This is a genomic window from Butyrivibrio sp. (assembly GCF_017940685.1).
GTDB lineage: Bacteria > Bacillota > Clostridia > Lachnospirales > Lachnospiraceae > Butyrivibrio.
In genome coordinates this window covers 1-15,466 of sequence record NZ_JAGAYD010000065.1, presented here as the reverse complement: position 1 = coordinate 15,466, position 15,466 = coordinate 1, and the positions used below count along the sequence as shown (strand labels likewise).

General features: G+C 44.9%; 11 protein-coding genes. 10 read left to right on the top strand and 1 reads right to left on the bottom strand.

Annotation, left to right across the window (positions count from 1 at the left end):
• The first annotated feature begins 40 nt into the window (after window positions 1-40).
• Window positions 41-1,123: a glycosyltransferase family 2 protein gene (locus J6I68_RS04820; RefSeq protein ID WP_292217974.1), complete on the top strand. Its 1,083-nt coding sequence runs from the start codon at window positions 41-43 to the stop codon at window positions 1,121-1,123.
• Window positions 1,124-1,233: 110 nt separating this feature from the next.
• Here the strand turns inward: J6I68_RS04820 and J6I68_RS04815 are convergent, their stop codons facing one another.
• On the bottom strand, window positions 1,234-1,740 hold the full coding sequence (locus J6I68_RS04815; RefSeq protein ID WP_292217972.1) for an acyl-CoA thioesterase: 507 nt from the start codon (window positions 1,738-1,740) through the stop codon (window positions 1,234-1,236).
• Window positions 1,741-1,907: 167 nt separating this feature from the next.
• Between J6I68_RS04815 and ptb the strand changes: the two genes are divergently transcribed.
• The 9 genes from ptb to J6I68_RS04770 all read left to right on the top strand — a co-directional run bounded on the left by ptb (window position 1,908) and on the right by J6I68_RS04770 (window position 15,266).
• Window positions 1,908-2,864 (top strand): phosphate butyryltransferase, encoded by a 957-nt coding sequence (gene ptb / locus J6I68_RS04810; protein ID WP_330622414.1) that lies wholly within the window; start codon window positions 1,908-1,910, stop codon window positions 2,862-2,864.
• A 34-nt stretch (window positions 2,865-2,898) separates the two neighbouring features.
• Window positions 2,899-3,963, top strand: coding sequence for a butyrate kinase (buk, locus tag J6I68_RS04805; RefSeq protein ID WP_292202466.1), 1,065 nt, complete (start codon window positions 2,899-2,901; stop codon window positions 3,961-3,963).
• A gap of 1,464 nt (window positions 3,964-5,427) precedes the next feature.
• Window positions 5,428-7,992 (top strand): preprotein translocase subunit SecA, encoded by a 2,565-nt coding sequence (secA, locus tag J6I68_RS04800; RefSeq protein ID WP_292217969.1) that lies wholly within the window; start codon window positions 5,428-5,430, stop codon window positions 7,990-7,992.
• Window positions 7,993-8,052: 60 nt separating this feature from the next.
• On the top strand, window positions 8,053-9,195 hold the full coding sequence (prfB, locus tag J6I68_RS04795) for a peptide chain release factor 2 (RefSeq protein WP_292217968.1): 1,143 nt from the start codon (window positions 8,053-8,055) through the stop codon (window positions 9,193-9,195).
• Between the two features lie 21 nt (window positions 9,196-9,216).
• On the top strand, window positions 9,217-10,305 hold the full coding sequence (locus J6I68_RS04790; protein WP_292217964.1) for a GGDEF domain-containing protein: 1,089 nt from the start codon (window positions 9,217-9,219) through the stop codon (window positions 10,303-10,305).
• A 36-nt stretch (window positions 10,306-10,341) separates the two neighbouring features.
• Entirely contained in the window at window positions 10,342-11,391 is a 1,050-nt protein-coding gene (locus J6I68_RS04785) for a hypothetical protein (RefSeq protein ID WP_292217962.1), read from the top strand.
• Window positions 11,392-11,417: 26 nt separating this feature from the next.
• Complete coding sequence (locus tag J6I68_RS04780; RefSeq protein ID WP_292217959.1) at window positions 11,418-12,437, top strand: tetratricopeptide repeat-containing glycosyltransferase family 2 protein; 1,020 nt, start codon at window positions 11,418-11,420, stop codon at window positions 12,435-12,437.
• 18 nt (window positions 12,438-12,455) lie between these two features.
• Window positions 12,456-13,817, top strand: coding sequence for a Trk system potassium transporter TrkA (gene trkA, locus J6I68_RS04775; protein ID WP_292217957.1), 1,362 nt, complete (start codon window positions 12,456-12,458; stop codon window positions 13,815-13,817).
• A 3-nt stretch (window positions 13,818-13,820) separates the two neighbouring features.
• The gene (locus tag J6I68_RS04770; protein ID WP_292217956.1) at window positions 13,821-15,266 is read left to right on the top strand and encodes a TrkH family potassium uptake protein; all 1,446 of its coding nucleotides are present in this window, start codon (window positions 13,821-13,823) and stop codon (window positions 15,264-15,266) included.
• Window positions 15,267-15,466: the final 200 nt, after the last annotated feature.

Here is a 15,466-nt window from a genome sequence, read left to right as displayed (position 1 = left end):
GGAAGAAAAGAAGCCGCAGGGCGGATGATAGGAAGAAGTAATGGCAAAGATCAGTATAATAATACCGGTTTACAATACAGCTAAATACATGGATCAGTGCATCGAGTCAGTGCTGGCACAGACCATGACAGATATTGAGATCGTGCTTGTTGACGACGGCTCAACAGACGGAATCAGCGGGAAAAAGTGCGACGAATTCGCAGCAAAGGACAGCCGCGTCAAGGTCATCCACAAGGAAAACGGAGGACTGCAGTCTGCCTGGATCGCAGGCACGGTGGAGGCAACTTCCGATTATGTTTCCTACGTTGACAGCGATGACTGGATCGATGCAGATATGATGGAAGGGCTCTATGCTCTGACCAGCGTCGCCCAGGAAGAGGCTGGGCAGGCAGGTGAGGCTTCTGCAAGGGGCATCGGATACAAGAATCCGTTTATTGACTGCGAGATTGTTGCGGGCAACTACATCGTTGAAAAGACAGGAGAGCGCAGAAAAGAGACCCAGGCTCTTCAGCCAGGCGTGTACACTGGAGCAGAGCTTGATAAGATAAGGCGCCGTCTCCTTGGGGAGGAAGTCAGACCTGTCACCATGTCCAGATGCATGAAGCTGATTTCCAGAAAGCTTGTCCTTGAAAACATCAAGTACTGCGACCCTACGATATTTATGAGCGAGGACGTCAACATCACTCTTCCATGTCTGTGCGATGTTAAGCGACTTGCAATTGCCAAGGATAGTTACTTCTACCACTACAGACTGGTTGGCAGTTCCATGGCACATTCCTACAAGCCAAACTTCTTAAAGGATCTTGAACTTAGCAATAAGACTTTTAGGGAAATCCTCAAGGATAAGGGTATTGAAAACGCAGACCAGCAGATGGACAGAGAGTTTGTTATGATCCTTCTTCTTGTGATGAAGAATGAACTTCGCTGCCCTGATAAAGATACAGCTGCGAGAGTTAAAAAGATCTTTCTTAGGGAAGATATTCGAAGCAAGGTGACAGGAACTGACGTCACTATAAGTGGCCTTGCAAACAGGCTCCTGTACTTCACCATGAAGCACCCTGCAGCACCGGTTGTTGGCTGCATGAAGATGATCCTTGGTGCTTACGATAAAAAGACAAACTAGGAGACACTAGAACCGTCCCCGTGTCTTGTTGTGCACAATGAGACACGGGGACGGTTCTGTTGTCTTATCCATTGATATAAAAAGACCGGCCAGAGCCGGTCTTTTGTGTTTTAGAATCCTTCCATTCTGCGCTGTTTGCGGAGGTCTCTTCTCTTTTCAGCGCCTTCCCATTCTGCCTTCTCGCTCTCGGTGCGAACGTTGAGGCCGTAGGGCACTACAACGGCTGAGCCGTCGTTGTCGATGCAGACTTCTGTGAAGTATGCCCTGTTAAGGACATGTCTCATGCCATTTTGAACATCTTCAACATAGGTGTCCACTCTGACTTCCATGGAGGTTCTGCCTACATGGGTGAGTTTGCCTACGATCACTAAAACGTCCCCGAGCTTGGCGCCCTGCTTGAACTGCATGTTGTCAACTGCAGCTGTGGCAACGGGGTTACCTGAGTGACGGAGGGCAACTGTTCCTGCTACTTCATCTATCCAGCTCATGAGCTGTCCGCCAAAGAGCCTTCCTTCAGAATTGATATCACTGTACTTGACCACCTTGGTCCATTCAGTGATGGAGTCTTCAACATTTTTGTTGGCAATCTGTTTATCTACATGAAAAACTTTTCCCATAGATCCACCTCCAGTAAGTATTCTATTTATTTAGTTTACCGCAATTTAAGGCTCTTTACCAGCCAAAAACCACGGGCTTTCTTTGCTGTTTTTGCACATTGAAAATAACTTTAGTTAGTGTTAAAATTTTGTCATATGGCGGTAAAGTTTAAGGGTACCACCCACGTATAATCAGTAAAACGGAGGTTTTTATTATCATGAGTAAGACATTTGATGACATTTTAGCCAAGCTTAAGACCGCTGACACCAAGAAGATGTCAGTGGCTGTAGCCCAGGACACACACGTACTTGAGGCTGTTAAGGTGGCAAAAGAGAGAGGTATCGTAGATCCGATCCTGGTTGGCGACAGAGATCAGATCGCTGAGAAGGCAAAAGAGGTTGGAATTAACATTGATGAGTATGAGATCATCGATGTTAAGGACACAATTGAGGCAGCAAGAACTGCTGTATCCCTTGTACACGATGGTAAGGCCGACATCTATATGAAGGGCGCCCTTGAGTCAAAAGATTTCCTTAAGAGCGTACTTGATAAGGAAGTTGGACTTCGTACAGGAAGACCTCTTTCACATGTTTGTGTATTTGAGATCCCTGGTATCGATCGTCTCCTGTTCCTTACAGACGTTGCATTCATGCCATATCCTACTCTTGAAGATAAAAAAGTCATCATTGAATATACTGTAGATGTTGCAAGAGCTTGCGGTGTTGAGTGCCCTAAGGTTGCTCCTCTTGCAGCAGTAGAGGTTGTTAATCCCAAGATGCCTGTTACTGTTGAGGCTGCTGAGCTCACAAGACTCAACGAGGAAGGCGAGATCAAGAACTGCATCGTTGACGGACCTCTTTCCATGGACCTTGCGATCGATCCTGAGGCAGCCAAGCACAAGGCTGGCGCCCTTGACAGAAAGATCGTTGGCGACGCTGACATCCTTCTTTTCCCAGATATCCACGCAGGAAACCTTACATACAAGACCATCGTTCGTCTTGCAACAGTCAAGAACGGTAACATCTTAACAGGAACCAAGGCTCCTGTAATCCTTACATCAAGATCTGACTCAGTAGAAGTTAAGGTTAATTCCATCGCTCTTGCAGCTGTTGTTGCTGAAGACAAGAAAAAGGGAATTCTTTAATACAGGCCAGCAATGCTGACGGAAAGGAAATGACATGATCAAAAGTCTTATAATCAATCCAGGTTCTACATCTACTAAGGTTGGTATTTTTGAGGACGAGACCCTTGTTAAGGAGGAGACCCTGCGTCACAGCACAGAGGAGATAGAGTCCTATGCTTCGATCATTGACCAGAAGGACTTCCGCAAGAATATCATTCTTGATTTTTTGAAAAAAGAAAACATCGACATCAAGTCTTTTAACGTTATCGTAGGAAGAGGCGGACTTCTTCGTCCAATCCCAGGTGGAACCTACGAGTGCACAGATGCTCTTTTAGAGGACCTTAGAAAGGGCGTTCAGGGTCAGCACGCATCTAACCTTGGCGGTATCCTTGCAAGAGAGATCGGCGACGAGATCGGTGTTCCTTCATACATCGTTGACCCTGTAGTAGTTGACGAGATGGAGCCAGTTGCCAGGATCTCAGGTGTTCCAGAAATTGAGAGAGTATCAATCGACCATCCTCTTAATCAGAAGGCAGTTGCCCGCAGATACGCTAAAGAGATCGGAAAGAGATATGACGAGATCAGCGTTATCGTAGTTCACATGGGCGGCGGTACATCAACAGGCGTTCACAAGAACGGCAAGATGATCGACGTTTATGCAGCACTTAACGGAGACGGTGCATTCTCACCAGAAAGAGCTAACGGCATTCCAGCTAAGGCCCTTGTAGATATGTGCTTCTCAGGCAAGTACACATACGATGAAATGAAAAAGAAGATCGTTGGCTACGGCGGACTTAACGCATACCTTGGAACCAACGACATGAGAGAAGTTAACAAGATGTGCGAAGATGGCAACGAGAAGGCTATCCTTGTAAGGGATGCTTTCATCTACCAGATCTGCAAGAACATCGGAGCCTGCGCAACAGTCCTTAAAGGCAAGGTTGACCAGATCATCCTTACAGGCGGAATCGCTTACGGACAGGTCATCACAGATGCCATCAAGGACAGGGTAGACTGGATCGCTCCAGTTACTGTATATCCTGGTGAGGACGAGCTTCTTGCTCTTGCCCAGGGCGCTATCAGAGTCATGAACGGCGAAGAGCAGGCACAGAAATACTGATATACAAATTGAATTTCCATATAACACGAAAGGAGCCTTACTTCAGGCTCCTTTTAAATTACAGGCAAAGCACTACGTTACGTGCTACAGTTCATCCCCGCTCCTGGTATTATAACATCCACCGGAAATCGCCCAAGTGGCTTTCACGGCATATCCTCGCAGATACTGTGGGTTCAGGAATTTAGCTGATCTTACCCGGCCGTATCTGCTGCGGTATTCCATGATCCACTTGACCGATTTCCGGTGGACGTTGTTGGGTAATCAAGCGGGGATGATGAAGGTGCGGGCGGGGTGAATTGGTTTCTAGCGTGGGTTAGGAACTTCTGGTGTCTGATGTGGTGCGTCAGGTGTTCGGCGAGCCGTTGATTAACTGGCACTATACAGTGGAATCAGACTGAATGGCTTATTTTCTTATCTCAGTCCGTAAAAAGATGGCCAATATCAATTGTTATTAAATTGTATTACGGACTACATAGTGTTTTTTGAGTGCACAGTCCGTAAAACGGTTTTTTTTCAAGAAATTATACCACTGGATCCGGAAGGAAAGTTACGGACTGTAGGCTCTGAAAGCGGTTTCTAGTCTGAAATTGGATTTTTTTGAGGCTTTTAGCGGGAAATAATGACCTACTGTAGAGCATTTTTCTATGCTATAGTCCGTAATCAAAAAAATCTGGCATTTTTTGGACCACATGCGGCGCTCAAAAGCCTTATTCAAAAGTGGTTTTTGGCCAATCTAATACCTTCAATTGATTTCCTTATTACTGGTCCTAGTTTTTTCTGGTCTTGAAGAAAAGGATCAGGGCACTTTTAATACCATCGAAAGGGTATGTGGATACTGGTATTAGATTTCTTGCGCTAATTTTGGGGGCTTAAACAAAACCACAACGTGAAATTCATACCCCTCAAAGAGGCGAGAGCTTCTGGTATTAGATTTGATAAAATAATATACGATACTTCTGTAAAACCATAATACCTGCAGAAAATAAAGCTGACAATGGTATTATATTGACTCTGTGGCGCTGGTCACAGCACGATATATCGCGATGCAGAAGACACTGTGCATCCATAGTGCATAAGCGCAACCAAAACGCATGTGGTAATTCAATTCACTGCCTACAACACACTATCCATGGCCGCTTGATCACTAAAAAAGTCTGACCGGATGAATGTCAATAGCAACGTGGAATACCGCAGCAGGCCGCACAGGATAAGACAAAAGAACCGTCCCCGTGTCTTGTTGCGGGCTGCGAGGATATGCCGCGAAAGGCTATTGATATTCATTCAGTCAGACTTACAATTCATTAAGCGGCTTATGGATAATCTGTACTTTGTCTACAATCTAAAAGGAGCCTTATGCGGGCTCCTTTTGCGTTCCTTGAAAATACCCGCCAAATCTGCTACAATGTGCTTTGGTATTTTGCTAATTATAAAGGGTGAAGTTTGCCCTTTTTTAGGAGAAATAAGATGAGTATTATTGACAAGATCATAGGAACACATTCAGAGAGAGAGCTTCGCCGCATCAAGAATACAGTTGATGCAATTGAAGGCATGAGAGAGCAGATGCAGGCTCTTTCTGACGAGGAACTCAGAGCTAAGACAGAGGAGTTCAAGAAAAGGCTTTCTGAGGGTGAGACCTTAGACGACATTTTGCCAGAAGCCTACGCTGTAGTAAGAGAGGCTGGTAAGAGAGTTCTTGGAATGGAACACTTCAGAGTACAGCTCATCGGTGGAATCATTCTTCACCAGGGCCGTATCGCTGAGATGAGAACTGGTGAAGGTAAGACCCTTGTGGCTACACTTCCTTCATACTTAAATGCTCTTGCAGGTAAGGGTGTACACGTTGTTACTGTCAACGACTACCTGGCTAAGCGTGATGCTGATCAGATGGGTCAGATCCATGAGTTCCTGGGCCTTAAGGTTGGCTGCGTTCTTAACAGCATGAATTCTGACGAGAGAAGAGCAGCTTATAACTGTGACATTACCTATGTTACAAACAACGAGCTGGGATTTGATTACCTTCGTGATAACATGGCTATCTACAAGGAGCAGTGCGTTTTAAGAGGTCTTAACTACTGCATCATCGACGAGGTAGACTCAATCCTTATCGACGAAGCAAGAACACCTCTTATCATTTCCGGTCAGTCAGACAAGTCCACCAAGCTTTACGAAGCCTGCGATATCCTTGCCAAGCAGATGACAAGGGGTGAGGACATGGAAGAACTCACCAAGATGGACGCCATCATGGGCGTAGAGCGTGAAGAGACCGGAGACTTCATCGTCAATGAAAAGGACAAGATTGTCAACCTTACAGAGCAGGGTGTTGCCAAGGTTGAGAGATTTTTCCGCATAGAGAACCTTGCTGATCCTGAGAACCTTGAGATCCAGCACAACATCATCCTGGCTCTTCGTGCCAACAACCTTATGCAGAAGGATCACGACTACATCGTTAAGGATGATGAGGTACTTATCGTCGACGAGTTCACAGGTCGTGTAATGCCAGGTCGTAGATATTCAGACGGTCTTCACCAGGCTATCGAGGCCAAGGAACACGTTAAGGTTAAAAGAGAAAGTAAGACCCTTGCAACTATCACCTTCCAGAACTTCTTTAACAAGTTTGACAAGAAGTGTGGTATGACTGGTACTGCTCTTACAGAGGAGCAGGAGTTTAGAGAGATCTATGGAATGGACGTTATCACCATTCCTACCAATAAGCCTGTAATCCGTAAGGACCTTCAGGATGCTGTTTACAAAACAAGAAAAGAAAAGCTGAATGCCATCTGTGACGCTGTTGAGGCAGCACATGCCAAGGGACAGCCTGTTCTTGTAGGTACTATCACTATCGAGGCATCTGAAGAGCTTTCAAGGATGCTCAGAAAGAGAAACATCCAGCATCAGGTCCTCAATGCCAAGTTCCATGAGATGGAAGCTGAGATCGTAGCAGAGGCAGGAAGACATGGCGCTGTAACCATCGCCACCAACATGGCTGGCCGTGGTACTGATATCAAGCTTGACGACGAGGCAAGGCAGGCAGGTGGTCTTAAGATCATCGGTACTGAGAGACACGAGAGCAGACGTATCGACAATCAGCTCCGTGGACGTTCCGGTCGTCAGGGAGATCCTGGTGAATCCAAGTTCTACTTATCACTTGAAGATAACCTCATGAGACTCTTTGGTTCAGAGAGGCTTATCTCCATGTTCAATGCACTTCATATTCCTGAGGGACAGGAAATTGAGCACTCATCTCTTTCAAGAGCCATTGAATCAGCTCAGAAGAAGATCGAGTCCAACAACTATGCGATCCGTAAGAACCTGCTTGAGTATGACCAGGTCAACAACGAGCAGAGAGAGATCATCTATGCAGAGCGTAAGAGAGTTCTTAACGGCGAGTCAATGCGTGATTCCATCTACAAGATGATCACTGATATAGTTGAGTCTTCAGTAGACACAGTTATCGGAGAAGAGAGTAACTCTGACAACTGGAATCTTGCTGAGCTCAATGAGATCCTTCTTCCTACAGTACCTCTTAAGAAAATCACCAGAGGCAGGATCGAAAACCTCACTAAGTCAGGCATCAAGCAGCAGCTCAAGGAAGAGGCAGTCAAGCTCTATGAGGCTAAAGAGGCTGAGTTCCCAGAGCCAGAGACAATCCGTGAGATCGAGCGTGTCATCCTTCTTAAGGTCATCGACAGAAAGTGGATGGATCACATCGACGATATGGATCAGCTGCGTCAGGGTATCGGACTTCAGGCTTACGGCCAGAGAGATCCTAAGCTTGAGTACAAGCTTGAAGGCTATGAGATGTTCGATGACATGACAAGGAACATCGAAGAGGATACAGTAAGACTTCTTTTCCATGTGCACATTGAAGAGAGAGTTGAGCGTGAGCAGGTTGCCAAGGTTACTGGAACCAACAAGGATGACAGCGTAGCCAAGGCTCCCATAAAGAGAGTTGAGGCCAAGGTTTATCCTAACGATCCATGCCCATGCGGAAGCGGCAAGAAGTTCAAAAACTGCCATGGAAAGGTATAATACAGCCTGGTAGTTAAATATATAGATAGTAATTTACGAAGTATTAGATAGGAGTTTTAGATGGTAGTTTTAGATCAGATGAAGGTTGAGATCCAGGGCCTTAAGGGTACACTTGAAGAGGTTACTGCATCCCTTGACCTTGATTCTAAGAAAAAGATAATTGAAGAGCTCTCCCGTGAAATGGAGGAGCCAGGTTTTTGGGACAACGCAGAGAAGGCCAACAAAAAGACCAAAGACCTTAAAAATATGCAGGACCTGGTTGCAGATATTGAAACTCTCAACAACCAGTACAACGACATCATCGATCTCATCGATATGCAGAACGCAGAAGGCGTAGACGATGAGGACATGGCTGCTGAGATCAGATCAGAGCTTGATGAGTTTGAGAACAAACTTGAGAATATCCGTATCAGCAATCTTCTTAACGGACCTTATGACAAGAACGACGTTATCCTTCGTCTCAACGCAGGTGCAGGCGGAACAGAGGCCTGCGACTGGGCAAGCATGCTTTATCGTATGTACACAAGATGGGCAGAGAGAAAGGGATTTTCAATTGAGACCTTAGACCTTCTTGACGGCGATGAAGCCGGCATCAAGTCAGTTGCTTTCCAGATTTCAGGAACTAACGCCTACGGCCTTTTAAAATCAGAGCATGGCGTTCACAGACTTGTTCGTATCAGCCCATTTAACGCACAGGCTAAGCGTCAGACATCCTTCGTATCCTGCGACGTAATGCCAGACATTGAAGAGGATATCGACATCGAGATCAATCCTGATGACCTCAGGATCGACACATACAGATCAAGTGGTGCTGGTGGACAGCACATCAACAAGACCTCATCTGCGGTCAGGATCACACATATTCCTACAGGAGTAGTAGTTGCCTGCCAGAATGAGCGTTCACAGTTCCAGAACAAGGATAAGGCTATGCAGATGCTCAAGGCCAAGCTCTTTATCATGAAGCAGGAAGAGCAGGCTGCAATGCTTTCTGGTATCAGAGGCGAGGTTAAGGATAATGCCTGGGGTAGCCAGATCCGTTCTTATGTCCTTCAGCCTTATACCATGGTCAATGACACAAGAACAGGATTCAAGTCATCAAACGCTGATGGTGTACTTGATGGCGACCTTGATCCATTTATCAATGCATACCTTAAGTGGCTGGCAACAGGCGGCAAGCCAGTTGGAGACACATCTGAGGAGTAACCACAGTCTTGGGGGACTGCTATGAGACTTATTGATGGTGTTAAAGACCTAGTGGCGTTATACCACGACTATAAGACAATGAACAAGGATGAAAAGGCCGATTTCTATCAGGCTAAGTGCGACTACTACCAAAAGTATGTGGAGCTGAGCCTGATAGCTGGATGCTTTTCATCCATTGCTTATATTATTTCTGATTATCTTTTAAATGGTTCATATATGCCAACACTGATCCCCAGGTTCTCAATCCTGGGATTCATGGTAATCTTCTTTGTGGTGACTCACTTTTTCAGGAACCGCGCAGTGACGGTATTTATGGACTATTTTCTTGGCCATGCCATGGTGATCGCCACCATCTGGGCCATTTATCATCTGGAGATCAAGATCCATGCCAGTGAAGGTTTCATCATCATGAACCTTATCTGGATCACCATTGGATTTGCGTCAAAACCAAGAGAGACTATTTTTTCCACGCTGTTCTTTCTTTTTGAGATCCTCGTTACTAATTCCTTTAACCATTATCCGAACCTGGATATCATATTTGCCCTTGAGATTCCCTGTGGCCTTGCTGTAATCATGTCACACTATCTTCTTATGCTGTTTTTCCTTGACCACTACAGAGTTGAGCAAAAGCTGGAGCTTGCCATGATCACAGACCCTCTGACTCAGGTTTACAACAGGCATCTTCTTGAGAGGATTGTTAATAAGAATGCTCTTGAGGGTGTTGAAGAGGGGCAGCAGGTTGCAATTGCCATGCTGGACATTGACTATTTTAAAAAGATCAATGACGAGCACGGACACTACACTGGGGATCTGACTCTTTTATACATCGGACAAAAGCTCTCTAAGGAGACTCACGATGATGACTATGTAATTCGCTATGGAGGTGAGGAGTTTGTCATCATTTTCAAGAACTGTGATGTCAATAACGCCTGCGCCCGCATGGAGCAGTTCAGGCAGAATATTGAGAACTCTCACGACACTCCGGTTCCATTTACTATTTCTGTTGGTGTGTCCCGTTACAATGGTGACTACTCCAAGACCATCCAGAACGTGGATGCAGCACTTTATAAGGCCAAGAACAGCGGACGCAACAAGGTTGTTGTGGTCTAAGAAGTTGGGCCTTTTATCGGTATTTTGAGGTTTTAGATGTTAGCAAAAAAAGTGATCGCAGAAGCCCTGTGTGTGCTTCTTACTCTTACTGTCATAGGCTGCGGCAAAAATGAGACCCTGCAGGGGGCAGCATTTGACGGAAAAGAATATATAAGGGAGTCGGAGCTTACGGAAGCTGGTCTTGACATGGACAAGGCAGGCATGGAAAAAGAACTGCTCATGAGCCTTGACCTGTCCCTTAGTGTTCCGACCTACATAACTAAAGTTAATGATACCTGGTTTATTGTGGACTGTTATCACAATAAGGTCATCTATTCGGACAGCCTTGATACTCCTATCCAGGCCTGGAATATTATGTGCGATGAGGTGATCCAGCCCCACACACTGGCCAGCGATGGAAAAGTGTTTTTAGTTGACGATACAGAAAACAACAGGGTTCTGGTTTATGAAAAATGGGTCGATAAATATCTAAACACCCAGGTGTTTAACGACATAGGAAACAGACCTCATTTCTCTGTCTATGACGAGGGAACCAAAACCTTTTATGTGTGGAGTTCTGAGTCCGGGGAAATGTACTGCTTCAGGCGCCCTGAGGACTCCACAAGGCTTTACCTTACAGATATCAGGAAGGTTGAGGAACTTTCGAGCACCTATGTAAGGTCCTTTACTATAATTGACGGAGATATCTATTTTGTCTCAGGCCTTTCAGGTAGTGGCAAGGCCCCCCAGATACTGGTTTGCGACCTTGATACATTCAAGGTCAAAAAGAGCTATCCTGTCCCTGATAATATTGCAGGAATGGTGCAGATGACCAGGATAGAGGATATGTTTTACATCACCATTTCGACTGACATTACAGGCAATCAGGACTATGCCACTCTGATCCGGACAAAGAGCCTTGAAGACCTTTCAAAGGGAGAGTACGAGGACATTTATTCAGAATATTTTATAGGCGGAGGAACGCCCTACAACATTTCACAGGTTGGGGATACCTACTTTCTTACGGAGCACCGCCTTATTGATCATCAGATATGGAGCTTTAATGTTAAGGACGGCAGTATAGTAAACGTTCAGACAGTATTTTGATCTGATCTGACCAGCAGGAGGAAAATATGGTTACCATAAGTCTTTGCATGATCGTTAAAAATGAAGAGGAGAATCTCCCAAAGTGTCTTGATAGTTTAAAAGACATTGTGGATGAGATGATCATTGTGGATACAGGTTCCACAGACAAGACCAAGGATATTGCAGCTTCCTACGGCGCCAAGGTTTTTGATTTTGCCTGGACAGGGGATTTTTCTGAGGCCAGGAACTTCTCTTTTTCCAAGGCAAGCTGTGACTACATATATTCTGCCGATGCAGATGAGGAGTTGGATGCGGACAACCAGAAGAGATTCCGTGATCTTAAGGAAAAAGATCTGGAGGAGCTGGGGATTGACATCGTCCAGATGTACTACTGCAATCAGCTTGAGTACAGGACTGTCTACAACTTTGACAGAGAGCTTCGCCCAAAGCTCTTTAGGAGAGTTCGTCCCTTTACCTGGGAGGACCCAATTCACGAGCAGGTGGTGCTTGAACCAGTTGTTGTAAACAGCGATATAGAGATAATCCACAGACCAAAGGAAAATCATGCAGGAAGGGATCTTGAGTCCTTCAGGAAAGCAATAAATAACGGAAGAAGGCTTTCAAAGAGGCTTCACAGCATGTATGCCAGGGAGCTGTTCATGGCAGGAAGTGATGAGGATTTCCTTAAGGCAAAAGAGTTTTTTGAAGGCTCCACACTTGATACCTTAAGGGACCTTGATGAGATTAAGGAGGCATCCTGCGTTCTGGCTCACATTGCTGTGCTTCAGAATGATCCACACAGCCTTTTGAAGTATTCTTTAAAGGATGCCATCTCAGAGATGTCCAGCGAGATGTGCTATGAGCTTGGGGATTACTACTTTGGCAGAGGTGACATAGACGAGGCCATTGTTTGGTACTATAATGCTGCTTATGAATGCAGCAGCATCATTGATGCTAAAAAGAGCGGATCTTTCCCAAGGCTTGCCCTTGCTAAGTGCTACAAAAAGCTTGGCAATGATGAACAGGCCCTTGACTACGAAAGGGAAGCATCTGAACTAGAAGAATAACCATTTTGGAGGATATATATGCGTATCATAGTTGTAGGCTGCGGTAATGTAGGACTTACTCTTACAGAGCAGCTTAGCAAAGAGGGACATAACATTACTGTAATTGAGGAACAAAGTAGTGTTGTCCAGACAGCTGTAAACAGTCTGGATGTTTTGGGAATCGTCGGAAACGGCGCCAGTTACTCTATCATGAAGGATGCAGGTATCGACAAGGCAGACCTTATGATAGCGGTAACAGATTCTGATGAGCTTAACCTTCTTTGTTGTCTGATTGCGAAAAAGGCTGGTAACTGTCACACCATTGCCAGAGTTCGTAATCCTATCTACAAAAAGGAGATCAACTTCATCAAAGAGGAGCTTGGCCTTTCAATGGTAATAAATCCTGAGGAGGCAGCAGCCACAGAGGCGGGCAGACTCTTAAAGCTTCCTTCAGCAACCAAGATCGAGACCTTTGCAAGAGGAAGAGCAGAGCTTGTAAGACTTGTTATCGACGAGAACTCAAGGCTTAAGGATCTTGCACTTAAGGATATTCCATCTGATCTTAAAAAGCATGTTGTCATTGCTGTAGTAACAAGGGGCAATGATGTATTTATTCCTGATGGAAGCTTTATTTTGAGAGCAGGCGATGAGATCACCATCATCGGATCTTCTAAGAACACTGTAAACTTCTTTAAAAAGCTTGGACTTCCTTCAGCTAAGGTTCATTCCACCATCATTATTGGCGGAGGCGAGACAGGTTACTATCTTGCCATGCAGCTCATAGCCCTTGGCATAAAGGTTACGATCTTCGATAAGGATCCTGTAAGGTGCAAAGAGCTTACTGAGCTTCTTCCACAGGCGCTTGTCATCAACGGAGATGGAACTGACAAGGACATGCTCCTTGAGGAAGGCGTCATGAGCACTGAGTCCTTCGTGTCTCTTACAAACCTTGATGAAGAGAACATCATGCTCTCAATGTATGTAAAGAGCATCAATCCCAAGGCCAAGCTCATAACCAAGGTCCACAGAGTTAACTATGGCGAGATCATCGGATCTCTTGGAATAGGCAGTATCATTTATCCAAAGAACATCACAGCAGACAGGATTGTTCAGTTTGTCCGCGGAATGTCTGTTTCCAAGGAAAACAATATTGAAACACTCTATAAGCTCAATGATGACAGAGTTGAGGCTCTTGAGTTTATTGTTAAGTATGGAAGCCCCATCATTGGAGTTCCCCTTGCCAAATTAAAGCTCAAAAAGGGTATCCTTATTGCCTGCATCAATCACTATGGCGAGATCATTTCACCAACTGGTGAGAGCGTAATAAGAGACAGAGATTCTGTCATAGTTGTTACAACTCAGACAGGTCTTAATGATATAAACGACATTTTGGAGATGTAAAAAATGAATTACTCTATGGTAAGATATGTGCTCCTAAGACTCCTTGGAGTTATGGGGGCACTTATGGTGCTTCCACTTGTGGTGGCGCTTATATATAGTGAGTATGACAGCGCTGTTTGCTTTTTTATCCTGGCTGTTGTCCTTGCTCTTACAGGCTATCTTGGAACTTTAAAAAAGCCTTCAAACACTGTTATGTTTGCCAGGGAAGGTTTTGCTATCACAGCAGTTGCCTGGATATTCATGAGTCTTGTTGGAGCGATTCCATTTGTTGTTACAGGTACTATACCTAACTATATCGATGCATGCTTTGAAACTGTATCAGGCTTTACTACTACAGGAGGCAGTATCCTGACTGCAGTAGATGGAATGGAAAAGAGTGTGCAGTTTTGGCGTACATTCACCCACTGGATAGGTGGTATGGGAGTTTTAGTGTTCCTTATCGCAGTTGTCCCCATGGCTGATGGCTACAGCATGCACCTTATGAGAGCTGAGTCTCCGGGGCCTGTTGTTGGTAAGATCGTTCCCAAGGTAAAAGATACCGCCAAGATCCTCTACATGATCTATCTGGCGATCACTGTACTTGAGATCATCTGTCTCAAACTTACAGGTATCTCACTATACGAGGCCGTGACACTTACCTTCTCAACAGTTGGTACCGGTGGATTTGCTGTAACAAACAGCGGTATTGGAGGTTATTCAACCCTTACCCAGGCTGTGATCACCCTGTTTATGGCACTTTGCGGCGTAAACTTTACCGTGTATTATTTCCTCATTCAGAGAAAGCCTAAAGAGGCTTTTGCCATCGATGAGGTTAAGTTTTATTTTGGAACACTTCTGATCTCTTCAATACTTATCAGCATCAATGTCTACAGAGCAGGCGCAGTAGAGGGCTATGGACAGTCTTTCCACCATTCACTGTTTGCTGTTACATCCATCATGACCACAACTGGTTTTGGAACCTTGGACTTTGACAAGTGGCCTGAGTTTTCAAGAGTTCTTTTAATGGGGCTTGCACTGGTTGGAGCCTGCGCTGGTTCTACAGGTGGCGGATTTAAGTTTTCAAGGGCCCTTATCGTCATCAGAAACGCAAGAAACGAACTGAACTTCCTTGTTCATCCAAAGGCCGTAAAAAGGGTCTATATGGACGGACACGTGGTAGAGGGCACAACAGTTAAATCTGTATCTGCTTATCTGTGCCTTTATGTAGTGACAATGCTGGCATCGTTCCTTTTGGTATCTCTTGATAATTTTGATTTTCAGACAACTATCACAGCGGTCATTGCGACCCTGAATAATATCGGACCAGGACTTGGTATGGTAGGACCAATGGGAAACTACTCAGAATTTTCTTATCTGTCCAAAATTGTGCTGATGTTCGATATGCTGGCTGGCAGGCTGGAACTTCTGCCTATATTTATTGTCATCAAACCAAAAACATGGAAACGATAATAAATATAAAAATTTTATAAACAAAATCTAAAAAATGATATTGAAAATTGTGTCCAAATTGTGATAAGATAAAGACTGGTTTTACGAAAACGATTTCGTAAACCAGGATTAAGAGGAAGAGTTTAAAGGTGGATTAATAACATGACTACTGTAAGGATGAAAGTTCTAGCTTTCCTTACTGTTTTCGTGACTGTATGCTC